Below are 14,165 nucleotides of genomic sequence, written 5' to 3'. Positions count from 1 at the left end.
TCGCGGCAGGCGTCGCGTCGCAGCGGGCATCGCATCTCAGCGGGCGTCGCCTCAGTACGACCGGTCGAGCGTGCCGGGCCGCGCCTCGTGCCGGCCGGCACCGCGCACCGCCGGCACCCGGATGAGCACGCTGCCGCTGAGCAGGTCGTGGTCGTCGTCCGCCGGCGTCGGGGCCTCCCTCGGGAGACGCGACTGCCGTTCGTACTCGGCCTGCGTCTCGTGACGGGTCGGCGCGAACACCTCGTCCATCATCGAGACGACACCACCGGATCCGCCGCTGCGCGTGGCCTTGTTCGACAGGTCGATCCACCCCGCGCGATCGGCGACCCACATCACGACGGCCGCTGCGGCCACCGCCCCCAGGAGGATCAACCAGTTCACGCGTCCGAGGCTACGTGGCCTCCGGATGGGCGACATCAGCCGCGCGGTGGATTCCGTCGATCCGGACAGTGCGACGTGCCAGGCGACCGATCCAGGCGCTCGCCCGGTCAGGGCCTCGTCCGCTCTGAGCCCGCCCCCTCGCCGGGCGCGCTCCCGGCACCAGCACTCAGGGCACCCGCTCGAGCCACTCCCGCGTCGCGAACTTCGTCCGCACGAGCTCCTGCGCCCGGGCCTGCTCGGCCTCAGTCACGTGCCCCTCGTGCGCCCCGTACAGCTTCGTGAACGTGCCGATGAGCCGGTCGATGATCTCGGCCCGGGTGAGCCCGGTCTGCGAGCGGAGCGGGTCGACACGCTTCGCCGCCGAGGTGGTGCCCTTGTCGCTCATCTTCTCGCGGCCGATGCGGAGCACCTGCACCATCTTCTCGCCGTCCATGTCGTAGCTCATGGTGGCGTGGTGGAGCAGCGACCCGGTGCCGAGGCGCTTCTGGGCGGCGCCACCGATCTTGCCCTTGGTCGACGTGATGTCGTTGAGCGGCTGGTAGTACGCCTCGATGCCGAGGGACTTGAGCGCCTCGATCACCCACTCGTCCAGGTACGCGTACGAGTCGGCGAAGGTCATGCCCTGCACGAGGTCGGTGGGCACGTACAGCGAGTACGAGATGATCGCGCCGGCGTCCATGAACATCGCGCCGCCGCCGGAGATCCGTCGGACCACCTCGACGCCGTACTTCGCGGCGCCCTCGGGGTCGACCTCGTTCTTGAGGGACTGGAACGACCCGATCACGACGGCGGGCTGGTCCCACTCCCAGATGCGGAGGGTCGGACCGCGGCGGCCGGCTCCGACCTCCTCGGTGAGGACCTGGTCGAGCGCGAGGTGCTCGTTCGGGCTGATCGGCCCCTCGTGGATGATCTCCCAGTCGTACTCCTGCCACGTCGACGCCCGGGAGAGTGCACGGCGGACGGCCACGCCGACGGCCTCGGGCGTGAAGCCGAGCAGGACGGCGTCGGTCGGCAGCGCTGCGCGGACGGCGGCGGCGATGCCTGCGGCGTCCGTGGTCGCGGGCAGGCCGTTCACCGCCTGGTCGATGAGCGGCAGCGCGTCGTCGGGTTCGAGGAAGAAGTCACCGGCCAGCCGGAACTGCTCGATGCTCCCGTCGACGACCTCCAGGTCGACGACGACCAGCTTGCCTCCGGGGACCTTGTACTCACCGTGCATGCCGCAACCCTATTCCGGACGGGAGGCGCGGTGCCGGCCCGCCCCGCGCCTCCAGTCCGGTGGTCGGTCGCGTCAGCGAGCCACGTGGCGGTCGAGCCACGCGACCAGGTCGGCGACCACCTCGTCGCGGTTCGTCTCGTTGTAGACCTCGTGCCGCGCCCCCTCGTAGACGTGCACCTGCACGTCGGAGAGGCCGCCGCGACGGCGGTACGCCTGCGCGAGCCGCTCGATCGACCGGGGTCCGCCGAGGGTGTCGTCGGACCCGACCTGCAGCAGCATCGGCAGGTCGTGCGGGATCCCCCGCCGCGGGACCCCGAGCAGCCGCAGCGTGTCCCGGAACCCGAAGAGCTTCAGCACGTCCGCCTCGACCGCGAGCGGGTCGGCGACCATCGCGTCGATGATCGCCCGGTCGCGGCTGATCCACTCGTACCTGGTCGGACCGGAGCCGGCGTGCCGGGCGTTGAGGTCGCCGCTGTTCATCCAGCCGGGCAGCCGGTAGGCCGTGGCGGACAGGACGACGCCGTCGTACGCCTCGGACGAGGTGTTCACGATCCGCTGCGCCATCAGCGAGCCCCAGGAGTGCCCGAGCAGCACGAGCGGGACGCCGGGGGTGTCCTCGCGCGCCACCGCCGTCATCTGTTCGACGGCCGCGATCGCGGCCCGCAAGCCGCCGGGTCCGAGACGCCCGAGCTGCTCGTGGTCGCCGTGCCACTGCGCGAGCCCGGTGCGACCGTGCCCGCGGTGGTCGTTGGCGTGCACGGTGTAGCCGGCGCGGACGAGGTCCTGGGCGAGCGGCTCGTACCGGAGCCCGTGCTCCCCGACGCCGTGCGCGATCTGCACGATCCCCTTCGGCCGCGCGGCACGCCAGGTGGAGTAGACGATCTCGACGCCGTGCGCGTCGGTGAACGAGGAGTCCCCTCGGGCTGCGGAGAAGGTCGGCACCTCTGCATCCTGACAGACGCACAGCGCCCGGGCGTGTTCATCCGGCGTTCACGCAGCGGGCTCGGAGCAGGCCTAGCGTCACGCGCATGGACGTCCTCGTCACCGTCGTGCTGGTGATCGTGGTGGCCCTCGTGTTCGACTTCACGAACGGCTTCCACGACACCGCGAACGCCATGGCCACCTCGGTCGCCACGGGTGCCCTCAAGCCCCGCACCGCCGTGCTCATCTCCGCCGTCCTCAACGTGGTCGGCGCCTTCCTCTCCACCGAGGTCGCCAAGACCGTCTCGCAGGGCATCATCCGCGAGGGTCAGGACGGCATCCACATCAGTCCGACGATGATCTTCGCGGGACTCGTCGGCGCCGTGCTCTGGAACCTCGCCACGTGGTACTTCGGCCTGCCGTCGTCGTCCACGCACGCGCTGTTCGGCGGTCTCATCGGCGCGTCGATCATCGGTGCCGGCCTGCAGTCGGTCGACTGGGCCACCGTCGTGTCGAAGGTCGTGCTCCCCGCGCTGCTCTCCCCCGTGATCGCGGGGGTGATCGCCCTCGTCGCGACGTACCTCGCCTACACGCTCACGAAGAACGCGACGACGCACGGTGCGGCGACCGGCTTCCGGCACGGGCAGACGATCTCGGCGTCCCTGGTGTCGCTCGCGCACGGCACGAACGACGCGCAGAAGACGATGGGGGTCATCACGCTGACGCTCATCGCGGCGAACTACCAGCCGTCCGGCAGTGGTCCCGCGCTCTGGGTGATCCTGGCCTGCGGGCTCGCGATCGGCCTCGGCACGTACATGGGCGGATGGCGCATCATGCGGACGGTCGGCAAGAAGATCTCCGACGTGCAGTCGCCGCAGGGGTTCGCGGCGGAGACCAGCTCGGCCGCGACGATCCTGGTGTCCTCGCACCTCGGGTTCGCGCTGTCGACGACCCACGTCACGAGCGGCTCGGTGATCGGCTCCGGCCTCGGCAAGAAGCTCGCGGACGTGCACTGGTCGGTCGTCGGCCGGATCGTCGTCGCGTGGGTGATCACGCTGCCCGCGGCCGCCGTGGTCGGGGCGATCGCGACGGCCATCGCCGCAACGTCGACGATCGGCCTCGTGGTGGTGGCGGTCCTCGCCGTCGTCGCCGGCGGCACCTTCTTCGTCCTGGCCCGCCGCAAGCCCATCACCCAGGACGACGTCAACGACGAGCAGCCGGCCGCCGCGTCGGTGTCGGCCTAGGAGGGCAGCGCATGGACATCGACTTCACCGCCATCGGGACGGTCGCCGGGGTGGGCTTCGTGGCCGCCGTCACCGTGGTCCTCGTCTACACGCTCGGTCTGCGGCTGCTCGGCCTCGGGCAGCCTGTCGACGCCGGCGGCGACCACACCCAGTACGCCCAGGAGACCGCCCGGTCGGGGAAGACGCCGCCGGTCGCCGTGGCCGGGGCCGTCGTGTGCTTCGCGTTCTGCGTCGCCGCGGTCCTGTTCGGCGTCTGGTTGACGATCCCCCAGTTCCACTGAGCGGCACGTTCCTCCCCAGAACACCCGCGATGGAGAGCGAGATCGGGCGTACCTGGTCGGGAGTTCCGACCAGGTACGCCCGGATCCGCTGAGTACGCCCGGTCCCGCCGGGCACGCCAGGCACACCCGGCGCCGGGCACCCGGGTCAGTGGGCGCTGTAGCCGCCGTCGACCAGGTGGTAGCTGCCGCTGATGAAGGACGCCTTGTCGCTGAGCAGGAACAGCACGAGCGCCGCGACCTCGGCGTCGGTGCCGAGGCGCTTCGCCGCGTGCTCGCCCTCGAGCGCCGCCAGCTCGTCCGCCGACAGCGACGCACGCACGAGCGGGGTGTCGATGAAGCCCGGGCCGACCGCGTTCGTGCGGACACCCTGCGCCGTGTACTCGAGCGCTGCGACCTTGGTGAGCCCGACGAGCGCGTGCTTCGACGCGACGTACGCGGCGTTCTGCGCGATGCCGACCGAGCCGAGCACCGAGGCCATGTTCACGATCGCACCGCCGCCGGCCTGGAGCATCGCCGGGATCTCGTAGCGCAGCCCGTAGAAGACGCCGTCGAGGTCGACCGCACGGACGCGGTCCCACGCCTCGACGTCGTACTCGCCGATCGGCTTCGGCGCGGCACCGATGCCGGCGTTGTTCACGGCGAGGTGCAGTGCGCCGTACGTGTCGACCGCGTGCTGCACCATGCGCTCGTTGTCGGCCGCGACGGCGGAGTTCGCCTCGAACGCGCTGGCCGTGCCGCCCGCACCCTCGATCTCCGACGCGACCCGCTGCGCTGCGTCGGCCTTGATGTCGGTGACGACGACCTTCGCCCCGGCCGCGGCCAGTTCCTTCGCGATCGCCTCACCGATGCCGCTGCCGCCACCGGTGACGACGGCCACCTTGCCCTCGAACTCGGACATGTTCTCCTTCTCTCTCGGCAACACCTGTTGTCTACGTGTCAGCGTACACCCGGACAACCAGTTCGTTCACTGAACTAATGAGCTAGGCTAACGACCCGTGACCGACGCAACCGACCTCCGCATCGCCGTGAACCGGCTGTCCCGGACGCTCCGCGCCCAGAAGGCCGACACGTCCGTCACCGACGCGCAGTTCTCCGCCCTCGCCCGACTGCACCGCGACGGCGCCATGTCGCTCGCCGACCTCAGCCGTCAGGACGGTGTCACCCCACCGAGCATGACGAAGACGATCGCGGTGCTCGTCGGCCGCGGCCTCGTCTCGAAGGACGACCACGGAGACGACCGGCGCAAGGTCCTCCTCTGCGCCACCCCCGCCGGCTCCGCCTTCGTCGAGGAGACCCGGCAGCGTCGGGACGACTGGCTCACCCCGCGCCTCGCCGAGCTCACCCCGGCCGAGCGCGCCACCCTGGCCGAGGCCACCGAGATCATGAGGAGGCTGGCCCAGCAGTGACCGCCATGTTCCGCTCCCTGTCCGCCCGCAACTACCGCATCTGGTTCGCCGGGGCCCTCGTGTCGAACGTCGGCACCTGGATGCAGCGCACCGCCCAGGACTGGATCGTCCTCACCAAGCTGTCCGACAACGACGCGATCGCCGTCGGCATCACGATGGCCCTGCAGTTCGGTCCGCAGCTGCTCCTGCTGCCGTTGACCGGCCTCGCCGCGGACCGCTTCGACCGGCGGAAGATGCTCATGCTCACGCAGGGCCTCATGGGCGCACTCGGGCTCGGCCTCGGGATCATGGTCCTCACCGAAACGGCAACACTCTGGTCGCTCTACGGGTTCGCCCTCGCACTCGGCATCGTCGCCGCGTTCGACACCCCGATCCGCCAGGCCTTCGTCTCCGACGTCGTGCAGGGCGAGCACGTGGCGAACGCCGTCGCGTTGAACTCCGCGTCGTTCAACGCCGCGCGGCTCATCGGCCCCGCGGTCGCCGGCGTGCTCATCGCGGCGATCGGCTCCGGCTGGGTGTTCGTCATCAACGCCGGGTCGTTCCTCGCCGTCCTCGTCGCGCTGCGGTTCGTCGACCCCGCGCAGCTCGCCGAGCGCATCCGACCGAAACGCGGCAAGGGTCAGATCATCGCCGGCTTCCAGTACGTCCGGACCCGCCCGGACATCGTCGTGGTGCTCTGCATGATCTTCGTCGTCGGCACCTTCGGGGTGAACTTCCCGATCTTCACCTCGACCATGGCGCGTGTCGAGTTCGGCAAGGGCGCCGGCGAGTTCGGACTGCTCAACTCCGTGATGGCGATCGGGTCGGTGGCGGGTGCACTGCTCTCCGCCCGCCGGGACCGCCCGCGGATGCGGACGCTCGTCATCGCCTCGGCCGGCTTCGGGATCGCCTGCACCGCCGCGGCCGTCGCCCCGACCTACTGGACGTTCGCGATCGTCCTGGTCTTCGTCGGCCTCGCATCGCTGACGTTCATGACGACCGCGAACGCCCTCGTGCAGACCACCACGAAGCCCGCGATGCGCGGCCGCGTGATGGCGCTCTACATGGCGATCTTCGCCGGTGGCACCCCGATCGGCGCGCCCGTCGTCGGCGCCGTCGCGGACGCATGGGGTCCACGGTGGGCGATCGTCGTCGGCGCCGCCTCCGGTTTCGTCGCGCTCGCGATCGCCCTCGTGTGGCTGCTCCGATGGGAGCGCTTCCGGCTCCGCTACGACGCGGACTCCCGCCTCCACCTCGCGATCACACACGCCGTGCCGGTGGTCGGCTCGCGGGCAGCGCGCAGCGCGCTGCGGCGCGACCTGGAACACGACGAGGTGGTCGCAGACCGCTCCAGCGCGGTCTGACGCGACCACCCGCCGTCTGGAGGCGCGGGGCAGCCCCGCCACGCGCCTCCCGGCTGCCTCCTCCCGCGGAAGCGACAGATCGGTCCCGACCGTCCGGCGCGATCTGTCGCTCCGGCGGAGCCGTCGGGCGGGGCGCCGTCAGGCGACCGGCGCGCTCGCGACGAAGACGCGCTCGTCGAGCGCCGTCGCCACCCGGTCCGCCGCGGCGGCGAGCCGGCGGCCGGCCTCCCGCGCGGCGAGCACCACCGCGTCTGCCGGGACCGACTCGAGCTCGGCGACGGTCGCGCCGAAGGCCTCCACCTCCTCCGCGACACACGAGGGGGCGACATCGCGGAGGCACTCCTCCGCCCGCCGCGCGAGGAACCGCATCGACCGCGGACTGTGCGCGTCGAGCAGCAGGAAGGCCGCGGCGTCCTCCGGCCCGGGCCCGTGGTGGTCGCGGCCCCGCTGGAACGCCTCGGCCGCACCGCACGCCCGGAGCGCCGTCGCCCACGAGGACCCGGACGTCGGGTCGAGCAGGTCGGAGGCGAGGAGTCGAGCGGTCGCGGCGCACCGTTGCAGCGACCGGCCGAGGGTGAAGAACTCCCACACCTCGTCGCGGCTCGCATCGCCCTCGACGATCCCGACCGCCAGGGCACTGCGCTCCCGCACCCAGCCGAGGAACTCGTGTGCACGGTCCGCGGCGACCTTGCGCGGCATGCGCGACCGGGTGGTGTTGAGGCACTCCCAGAGCTCGGTCGGCACGACCTCGCGGGCACGGCGGGCGTCGTCGCGCGCGGAGGCGACGGCCGTGGCGATCGACGCCGGCTCGTGTCGGTCCAGCGCGATCGACTCGATGGTCGCGGCCCGGTCCGGGTCGTGCGCGGGGCCCGCTGCGCCGACGACCGCCCGGAGTTCGGCGGCGACCGTCCGGTCCCGAGCCCGGTCGGCGGGTTCCCCGCGAGCGACGTAGACGTCGAGCATGCGGGCGACCACGTCCGTGCGTTCGACGGCGTTGCCGACGTGGAACACGCTCCCCGCGAGTCGGCTCAACACGTCGGCTCCTGCATGCGCCGAACCTACTGACCCGTCGTTGCCGGGGTGTTTCCGAGCCGCGTCACGGGTGTTGCGGCAGGTCGATCACCGCACGTCGCTAGACAATCTAACTAGAGCGTCTAGCATTGGACCATGACTTCCGAGGTGACCACCACCGCGGGATTCTGGTACGACGATGCATCCAGGGTCGACGCGGTGGACGTGCTGAACGCGCTCCGTCGATACCGCACGGCCGAGAGCGCCGCACAGCGACGAACCCGCGAGGCCCTGGGCATGGGCGAGAACGCCCTCCAGGCACTCCGGCTGCTCATCGACGCCGAGGAGTCCGGCCGGTCGATGAACGCGAAGTTCCTCGCCGAAGAACTCGGCATCACCGCGGCGTCGACCTCCGCCCTCGTCGACCGACTCGTCCGCAGCGGTCACGTCGAACGGCACGCCGACCCGTCCGACCGGCGCGGCGTGATCCTCACCGCGTCCGGGCGGTCGATGCGCCAGGTACTGCAGGTGCTCGACCAGCTCGACAACCGCGCGATCGAGGCCGTCGAACACCTCGCACCGGACGACATGTCGACCGTCGTGGCGTTCCTCGAGCAGATGGCCCGGGTGGTGGACGACGCCGACGCCGACGCCGAGGTCAGCGTCGAGCGCAGCGCGTAGCCTGCTCGCATGGACGACCCCGGGACCGATGACGTGCGCGCGACCGTGCCGTCGCCGGACGGCGGCGTGGAGCCGGCTGCGTTCCCGCGGGACCCCGAGGACGACATGCCACTCGCGGAGCTCGACGCACGGGCCCGAGCGGATGCGGCACTGCGGCGGATCCGGGCGGGCGCGGATCCCGCGCGCGAGGCGTTCGACCTCGCGAACACGATGAACGACGAGGCCGTCGGGCGGTTGTCCGGCGCACTCCGGCGGTTCTTCCGCCGCGGGTAGCCCGGCGGCCGGCGCTCCCGCGGGCTGCTCGGCGCTCCCGCGGGCCGCGCGGCGCTCCCGCGGGCCGAGTCTCGGCCTGCGCGACATCGCTCGTGCCGATCTGCCCGAGAACCGTCGCTGAGCGCGAGACTCGGTTCGCGCCTGCGCCGTCTGCCCGCGCCGCCGCCGTCAGAACGCGGTGGTCACCGCCGCGATGTCGTCCCCGCCGTGGCCGGCCGCACTCGCATCGGCGTAGACCCGCCCGAGTGCCTCGAGCAGCACCGTGGACACCCCGGCTGCCTTCGCCGCGTCGGTGATCAAGCCGATGTCCTTCCGGAGCCCGTCGAGCGCGAACTGTGCGGGGAACTCCCCCGCGATCATGGCCTCGCCCTTGGTGTGGGCGTACGGCGAGTCACTGGCGGTGCCGTCGATCGCGTCGAGGAAGAGCGACGGGTCGAGGCCCTGCGACCGGGCGATCGCGAGCGACTGCGCGGTCGCCGCCGTGATCGACGCGATCCAGGCGTTCGCCGCGAGCTTCAGCGCGGTGCCGGCGCCGACCGACTCGCCCGCGCGGACGGTCTTCGCCCCGATCGCGTCGAGGACCGGGTCGACGCGGTCGAGCACGTCCGCCGGCCCCGCGGCGAGCATCGTGAGCGTGCCCTGCTCGGCGGGGCCCTTCGTGCCGAGCATCATCGCCTCGACGAGGGTGATGCCGTACTTCCCCGCGAGCTGCACGACCGTCTCGGTGCCGTCGACACCGACCGTCGACGCCTGCACCCACACGGCGCCCTCGGGAGCCTCGCCGGCTGCGTCCTCGAGCACGTCGACGACCGCGTCCGTGTCGAACAGCGTCAGCAGCACGACCTCTGCCTCGGCGACCGCGGCGCCTGCGTCCCGGGCGACCGTGGCGCCTGCGTCAGCGAGCGGCGCTGCCCTGTCGGCGCTCCGGTTCCACACCGTCACCTCGTGTCCCTCGCGCAGGAGTGACCGAGCGACCCCTGCTCCCATCGTCCCCGTCCCCAGCACCGTCACGCGCACGTGCGTCTCCGTTCCCGCGGGGGCACGGTGCCGCCGCGACGCCGACGGTACGCGCCCGCATCCTGACGCTCTCACGTGCCGCACGGCCCGGCCTGCGCGGCCCGCGCGGCTCCTGCACGCGCGAGTCTCGGCCTGAGCGACACGGCACGCGGCACCGAGCCCGTGAACGGTCGCTGGGGGCGAGACTCGGGGCGGCGCCAGCGGGGCGGGACCTGCGCGAACGGCGGTCAGAGCAGGCCGCGGGCCGCCAACCACGGAGCGGGATCGACGGGCGTGCCGCCGAGGATCACCTCGAAGTGCAGGTGCGGTCCGGTCGACACGCCGGTGCTGCCGACCGCCCCGATGACCTGCCCGGCCACGACGGTCTGCCCGACGGCGGCACCGATCCGGGACAGGTGCCCGTACCGGGTCTGCGTCCCGTCCGGGTGCTGCAGCAGGACCTGGTTGCCGTACCCGCCGAACACCCCGGCGGAGACGACACGTCCGGGGAGCGCTGCCAGGACGGGCGACCCGTAGCCGGCCGCGAAGTCGAGGCCCAGGTGGCTGGTCGAGCATGCGGAGCACCCGCTCACCGATCGACCGCCGAAGCCGCCCGCGGTCGGGATCGTCCCCGCCACGGGTCGGACGGCGCCGGCGGACCGCGCGCCCGACGGAGCAGCACCCACGACGACGCCCGGCGGCACGATCGAGCCGATGCCGAAGCCGTCCCGTTCGACGGACACGACGACGCCGTCAGCGGCCGTGTAGTGCTGCCCGATGCCGGTGACCCGTGACGTCGCGGTCGGGGCAGCGACGGCCGACTGGGGCGTCGCGACGGTCACGACGAGGCACATCACGACCGCTGCAGCCGTCGCCGGGAGCCGCTGACCGACGGCGGTCGCTCGGCGGAGGTCGAGGAGGCCGGAGAGACCGCGGAGGTCCAGACGACCCGGGTGGCGGGTGTGCATCGCCGAGCGTCCGGTCCGACGGGAGCGAGCGGGACGCGGTCGACGGAGCGGAGGTCGAGCATCGGCTGCGACGCAGGTGGAGACCGGGACGGCAGGAGGAGACACTGCCGCCCCGGTGGCTTGTGACCGCCAGGTGGTGCGGAACCGCACACCCGGGACGGGCGTCGGCACGGACGGTGCTGCACGCCGGGCGGACCCGCGTGGGCGCTTCAGCAGCGCTTCGGGCGTCGTGGCCATCGTGGAGACGGGGAGCGGCCGGCGACGCCGGTCAGGCGCGGACCACGCCGTCGCGGGCGATGCGGTCGAGCTCGTGCACGACGGCATCGACGACCGCGCGGGTCAGGGCATCGGCCACCGCTTCGACCAGGACGAGCTGTTCGGCACACACGGCGTGTTCCGTCGCGAGCGCACCACCGATGCGGGCTGGGATCTCGTCGATCGCGGCCACGAGGGCGGCCGGCACGAGCGCCGCGTCGTGGGCGGCGACCGCTCCGGCGAGCGGGGAGGTCGGCGCGGGGGCGACCGGGATGCGAGCAGCCGCGGGGCGCTGCACGGGAGCGGACCGTCGCACCTGCGAGCAGGGCTGTGCCGCGGGCTGTTCGGCGCGGCAGGCGATGGAGTCGAAGAGCGGCGTGGAGGACATGCTGCTTGCCTTCCGGTCAGTGGCGGGACGGACGCTTCCGGGCTGCCCGTCGTTCTGGTCGTGTCCCCGTAGGAACGACTTCATTCAACCACTGATATTCCATATGTGCAATAGTTCCCCCGAGTGGGACTCAGTCGGGCTCGACGGCCTCGGTCGGGTCGTCCCGGTGCAGCACCTGCCGCACCCGCTCGACGATGCTCGACGGCGGGTTGTTGTACGCGTTCGCGGGTTCCTGCCCGCTGAGCTGCTGGATCGCGGCCATCACGGCATCGGTGGCGTGCCGTCGCGCACGGCCGGAGGACGCCTCGCCGAACGAGGAGAGGTCCATCGGCTCGCCGAACTCGATCGTCACCTTCGCGAGCTTCGGGACGCGTGAGCCGACGGGCTGCACGTCCTCGGTCCCGATGAGCGCGACGGGCACCACGGGAGCGCCGCTCGTCAGCGCCAGCCAGGCCACCCCGGTCCGGCCCTTGTACAGGCGGCCGTCGAGGGAGCGGGTGCCCTCGGGGTAGATCGCGAACGCCTCGCCGGCCTCGAGCCGCTCGAGTCCGAGGTCGAGGGCGTGTTGTGCAGCGGAGCCGGCACCACGCTCGACGCCGATCGCGCCGATGCCGCCGAAGAACGCCCGCGACAGCGCACCCTTGACTCCGGTCCCGGTGAAGTACTCCTGCTTCGCCAGGAACGACACCTTCCGCGGCGCCATGAGCGTGATCGCGGGCGAGTCGATGAAGGACCGGTGGTTGCTCGCGAGGATGACGGGCCCGTGCTTCGGCACGTTGCGCCGGCCGATGATCCGTGGACGCCACATCATCCGGGCGAGCGGCGTCACGACGGCGCGGCTCAGCGTGGTGGTGAACTTGGTCGTACCGGACAACCGGACCTCCTCGTGGCGGGGGTACCGAGTGTAGTGAGGCGCCCAGGAGCAGCATGCCCCGTGCGGAATGCGTCCTCAGTCGTGCGCGGCGACGACGTCGAGCACCGCCCGGCCGTAGCGCTCGAGCTTCGCACCACCGACGCCGGAGATCTCGGCGAGCTGGTCCTCGTCGGCGGGCTTCACGGCGGCGATGCCGCGCAGCGTCGCGTCGTTGAACACCACGTAGGCGGGGACACCTTGCTCGCGAGCCTGTGCGGCACGCCAGGCACGCAGCGCCTCGAACAGGCCGAGGGCCTCCTGCGGCATGTCCGTGACGACGCTCCGCCGGGAGCGCGACGCCCGCGACGACTTCACCGGGTCGCGCCGCATCAGTACGGTGACCCGTCCACTCAGCACGTCGGCGCTCGTCGGGCTGAGCACGACCGTGCCGAACCCGTCGCCCGAGACCGCGGCGTAGCCCTGGGCGAGGACCTGCCGCGCGACCGTGCGCCACTCCCCCTCGCTCAGGTCGTTGCCGATGCCGAAGGTCGCGAGCGAGTCGTGCCGGAGCTCCTGCACGCGCGGCGACTGCTTGCCGACGAGGATGTCGACGAGGTGCGCGACGCCGTACCGCTGGCCGCGCTCGCGCTCGAGCCGGACCACCGTGGAGAGCAGCTTCTGCGCCGGGACCGTGCCGTCCCACGACTCCGGCGGGGCGATGCACGTGTCGCAGTTGCCGCACGCGGTGGACTCCTGCCCGAAGTACGCGAGCAGGCGGACCCGACGGCACTCGATGGTCTCGCAGAGGGCGAGCATGGCGTCGAGGTGGGCGCTGAGCTGTCGACGGTGCGCGGCGTCGCCCTCGGACTGGTCGATCATCCGGCGCTGCTGCACGACGTCGTTCAGCCCGTACGCCAACCAGGCGGTCGACGGCAGCCCGTCGCGCCCGGCACGGCCGGTCTCCTGGTAGTAGCCCTCCACCGACTTCGGTAGGTCGAGGTGTGCCACGAACCGGACGTCGGGCTTGTCGATGCCCATGCCGAACGCGATGGTGGCGACCATGACCACGCCGTCCTCGCGCAGGAAGGTCGACTGGTTCCGCTCGCGCACCTTGGCGTCGAGGCCGGCGTGGTAGGGCAGCGCCGGGATCCCCTGGTCGGCCAGCGCGGCCGCGGTGCGCTCGACCGAGTTGCGCGACAGGCAGTAGACGATGCCGGCGTCGCCGCTGTGCTCGGTGCGGATGAAGGTGAGCAGCTGCTGCAGCGCGCCGGTCTTCGGCTCGATGCGGTACTGGATGTTCGGCCGGTCGAAGTCGGCGACGAAGTGCGCGGCGTCGTCGAGGCCGAGTCGCGCGGAGATCTCGCGGTGGGTCTGCGGCGTGGCCGTCGCGGTGAGGGCGATCCGCGGCACGGTCGGCCAGCGCTCGTGCAGGACGCTGAGCTCGAGGTAGTCCGGCCGGAAGTCGTGGCCCCACTGGGCGACACAGTGTGCCTCGTCGATGGCGAACAGCGCGATGCGGGCACGGTCGAGCAGGGCGCGGGTGGATTCGAGCCGGAGCCGTTCCGGCGCGAGGTAGAGCATGTCGACCTCGCCCGAGACGACCGCACGCTCGACCCGGGCGCGCTCGTCGGGGCCCTGCGTCGAGTTGAGGAACGCGGCACGCACGCCGTTGGCGGCGAGGGCGTCGACCTGGTCCTGCATCAGGGCGATGAGCGGTGAGACGACGACCCCGACGCCGTCGCGGACGAGTGCCGGCACCTGGTAGCACAGCGACTTGCCGCCGCCGGTGGGCATCAGGACGAGCGCGTCGCCGCCGGTCACGACCTGGTCGATGATCGCCGCCTGCTCGCCGCGGAACGCGTCGTACCCCCACACCCGGTGCAGCACGTCGAGCGCCGCGGCGCGCGAGGCGGACACGTCGGCGGGCGCGTGGACGGTGCTCATGCCA

At 72.2% G+C, this 14,165-nt stretch carries 16 protein-coding genes; 6 read left to right on the top strand and 10 right to left on the bottom strand.

Going from position 1 to position 14,165, the window contains the following annotated elements:
- Positions 1-51: 51 nt before the first annotated feature.
- From ACY3FI_RS03075 to ACY3FI_RS03065, 3 genes are all read right to left on the bottom strand, one after another.
- Positions 52-381, bottom strand: coding sequence for a hypothetical protein (locus ACY3FI_RS03075; protein ID WP_462549274.1), 330 nt, complete (start codon positions 379-381; stop codon positions 52-54).
- Positions 382-547: 166 nt separating this feature from the next.
- Complete coding sequence (gene lplAB / locus ACY3FI_RS03070) at positions 548-1,597, bottom strand: lipoate-protein ligase LplAB (RefSeq protein WP_462549273.1); 1,050 nt, start codon at positions 1,595-1,597, stop codon at positions 548-550.
- 72 nt (positions 1,598-1,669) lie between these two features.
- Positions 1,670-2,539 (bottom strand): alpha/beta hydrolase, encoded by an 870-nt coding sequence (locus tag ACY3FI_RS03065; protein ID WP_462549272.1) that lies wholly within the window; start codon positions 2,537-2,539, stop codon positions 1,670-1,672.
- A gap of 86 nt (positions 2,540-2,625) precedes the next feature.
- Here ACY3FI_RS03065 and ACY3FI_RS03060 point away from each other — a divergent pair, with 86 nt between their 5' ends.
- Both ACY3FI_RS03060 and ACY3FI_RS03055 read left to right on the top strand, forming a co-directional pair.
- A complete protein-coding gene (locus ACY3FI_RS03060; RefSeq protein WP_462549271.1) occupies positions 2,626-3,762 on the top strand; it encodes an inorganic phosphate transporter in 1,137 nt (378 codons plus the stop codon).
- Between the two features lie 11 nt (positions 3,763-3,773).
- Complete coding sequence (locus tag ACY3FI_RS03055) at positions 3,774-4,043, top strand: hypothetical protein (RefSeq protein ID WP_462549270.1); 270 nt, start codon at positions 3,774-3,776, stop codon at positions 4,041-4,043.
- Between the two features lie 145 nt (positions 4,044-4,188).
- On the opposite strand, the gene ACY3FI_RS03050 is transcribed toward ACY3FI_RS03055, so the two are convergent.
- A complete protein-coding gene (locus ACY3FI_RS03050; RefSeq protein ID WP_462549269.1) occupies positions 4,189-4,941 on the bottom strand; it encodes an SDR family NAD(P)-dependent oxidoreductase in 753 nt (250 codons plus the stop codon).
- Between the two features lie 97 nt (positions 4,942-5,038).
- On the opposite strand from ACY3FI_RS03050, the gene ACY3FI_RS03045 reads away from it, so the two are divergent.
- Together ACY3FI_RS03045 and ACY3FI_RS03040 are read left to right on the top strand one after the other, a co-directional pair.
- Complete coding sequence (locus tag ACY3FI_RS03045; protein WP_462549268.1) at positions 5,039-5,449, top strand: MarR family winged helix-turn-helix transcriptional regulator; 411 nt, start codon at positions 5,039-5,041, stop codon at positions 5,447-5,449.
- A gap of 5 nt (positions 5,450-5,454) precedes the next feature.
- Positions 5,455-6,792 carry an MFS transporter gene (locus ACY3FI_RS03040; RefSeq protein ID WP_462550396.1) on the top strand — a complete coding sequence of 446 codons (1,338 nt, stop codon included), beginning with the start codon at positions 5,455-5,457 and terminating at the stop codon, positions 6,790-6,792.
- 138 nt (positions 6,793-6,930) lie between these two features.
- On the opposite strand, the gene ACY3FI_RS03035 is transcribed toward ACY3FI_RS03040, so the two are convergent.
- Entirely contained in the window at positions 6,931-7,824 is an 894-nt protein-coding gene (locus tag ACY3FI_RS03035; protein WP_462549267.1) for an alpha-E domain-containing protein, read from the bottom strand.
- Positions 7,825-7,959: 135 nt separating this feature from the next.
- Between ACY3FI_RS03035 and ACY3FI_RS03030 the strand changes: the two genes are divergently transcribed.
- The gene (locus tag ACY3FI_RS03030; RefSeq protein ID WP_462549266.1) at positions 7,960-8,484 is read left to right on the top strand and encodes a MarR family winged helix-turn-helix transcriptional regulator; all 525 of its coding nucleotides are present in this window, start codon (positions 7,960-7,962) and stop codon (positions 8,482-8,484) included.
- A 9-nt stretch (positions 8,485-8,493) separates the two neighbouring features.
- A complete protein-coding gene (locus ACY3FI_RS03025; RefSeq protein ID WP_462549265.1) occupies positions 8,494-8,757 on the top strand; it encodes a hypothetical protein in 264 nt (87 codons plus the stop codon).
- Positions 8,758-8,925: 168 nt separating this feature from the next.
- On the opposite strand, the gene ACY3FI_RS03020 is transcribed toward ACY3FI_RS03025, so the two are convergent.
- The 5 genes from ACY3FI_RS03020 to recQ all read right to left on the bottom strand — a co-directional run bounded on the left by ACY3FI_RS03020 (position 8,926) and on the right by recQ (position 14,161).
- The gene (locus tag ACY3FI_RS03020) at positions 8,926-9,768 is read right to left on the bottom strand and encodes an NAD(P)-dependent oxidoreductase (protein WP_462549264.1); all 843 of its coding nucleotides are present in this window, start codon (positions 9,766-9,768) and stop codon (positions 8,926-8,928) included.
- 233 nt (positions 9,769-10,001) lie between these two features.
- Positions 10,002-10,721 (bottom strand): M23 family metallopeptidase, encoded by a 720-nt coding sequence (locus ACY3FI_RS03015; RefSeq protein ID WP_462549263.1) that lies wholly within the window; start codon positions 10,719-10,721, stop codon positions 10,002-10,004.
- A 268-nt stretch (positions 10,722-10,989) separates the two neighbouring features.
- Positions 10,990-11,364 carry a hypothetical protein gene (locus ACY3FI_RS03010; protein WP_462549261.1) on the bottom strand — a complete coding sequence of 125 codons (375 nt, stop codon included), beginning with the start codon at positions 11,362-11,364 and terminating at the stop codon, positions 10,990-10,992.
- Positions 11,365-11,494: 130 nt separating this feature from the next.
- Positions 11,495-12,238, bottom strand: coding sequence for a lysophospholipid acyltransferase family protein (locus tag ACY3FI_RS03005; protein ID WP_462549260.1), 744 nt, complete (start codon positions 12,236-12,238; stop codon positions 11,495-11,497).
- A 75-nt stretch (positions 12,239-12,313) separates the two neighbouring features.
- Positions 12,314-14,161: a DNA helicase RecQ gene (gene recQ / locus ACY3FI_RS03000; RefSeq protein ID WP_462549258.1), complete on the bottom strand. Its 1,848-nt coding sequence runs from the start codon at positions 14,159-14,161 to the stop codon at positions 12,314-12,316.
- Positions 14,162-14,165 lie beyond the last annotated feature (4 nt).

This window comes from Curtobacterium sp. RM9, assembly GCF_054956955.1.
Note: the sequence above shows the minus strand (reverse complement) of the source record. Positions and strands in the feature narration are given on the sequence as shown.

Bases quoted from the DNA above. Each gene is read 5' to 3' on its own strand.
- lplAB (WP_462549273.1), bottom strand. From the start codon at position 1,597: ATGCACGGTGAGTACAAGGTCCCCGGAGGCAAGCTGGTCGTCGTCGAC.
- ACY3FI_RS03060 (WP_462549271.1), top strand. From the start codon at position 2,626: ATGGACGTCCTCGTCACCGTCGTGCTGGTGATCGTGGTGGCCCTCGTG.
- ACY3FI_RS03055 (WP_462549270.1), top strand. From the start codon at position 3,774: ATGGACATCGACTTCACCGCCATCGGGACGGTCGCCGGGGTGGGCTTC.
- ACY3FI_RS03050 (WP_462549269.1), bottom strand. From the start codon at position 4,941: ATGTCCGAGTTCGAGGGCAAGGTGGCCGTCGTCACCGGTGGCGGCAGC.
- ACY3FI_RS03040 (WP_462550396.1), top strand. From the start codon at position 5,455: ATGTTCCGCTCCCTGTCCGCCCGCAACTACCGCATCTGGTTCGCCGGG.
- ACY3FI_RS03030 (WP_462549266.1), top strand. From the start codon at position 7,960: ATGACTTCCGAGGTGACCACCACCGCGGGATTCTGGTACGACGATGCA.
- ACY3FI_RS03025 (WP_462549265.1), top strand. From the start codon at position 8,494: ATGGACGACCCCGGGACCGATGACGTGCGCGCGACCGTGCCGTCGCCG.
- ACY3FI_RS03015 (WP_462549263.1), bottom strand. From the start codon at position 10,721: ATGCACACCCGCCACCCGGGTCGTCTGGACCTCCGCGGTCTCTCCGGC.
- ACY3FI_RS03010 (WP_462549261.1), bottom strand. From the start codon at position 11,364: ATGTCCTCCACGCCGCTCTTCGACTCCATCGCCTGCCGCGCCGAACAG.
- recQ (WP_462549258.1), bottom strand. From the start codon at position 14,161: ATGAGCACCGTCCACGCGCCCGCCGACGTGTCCGCCTCGCGCGCCGCG.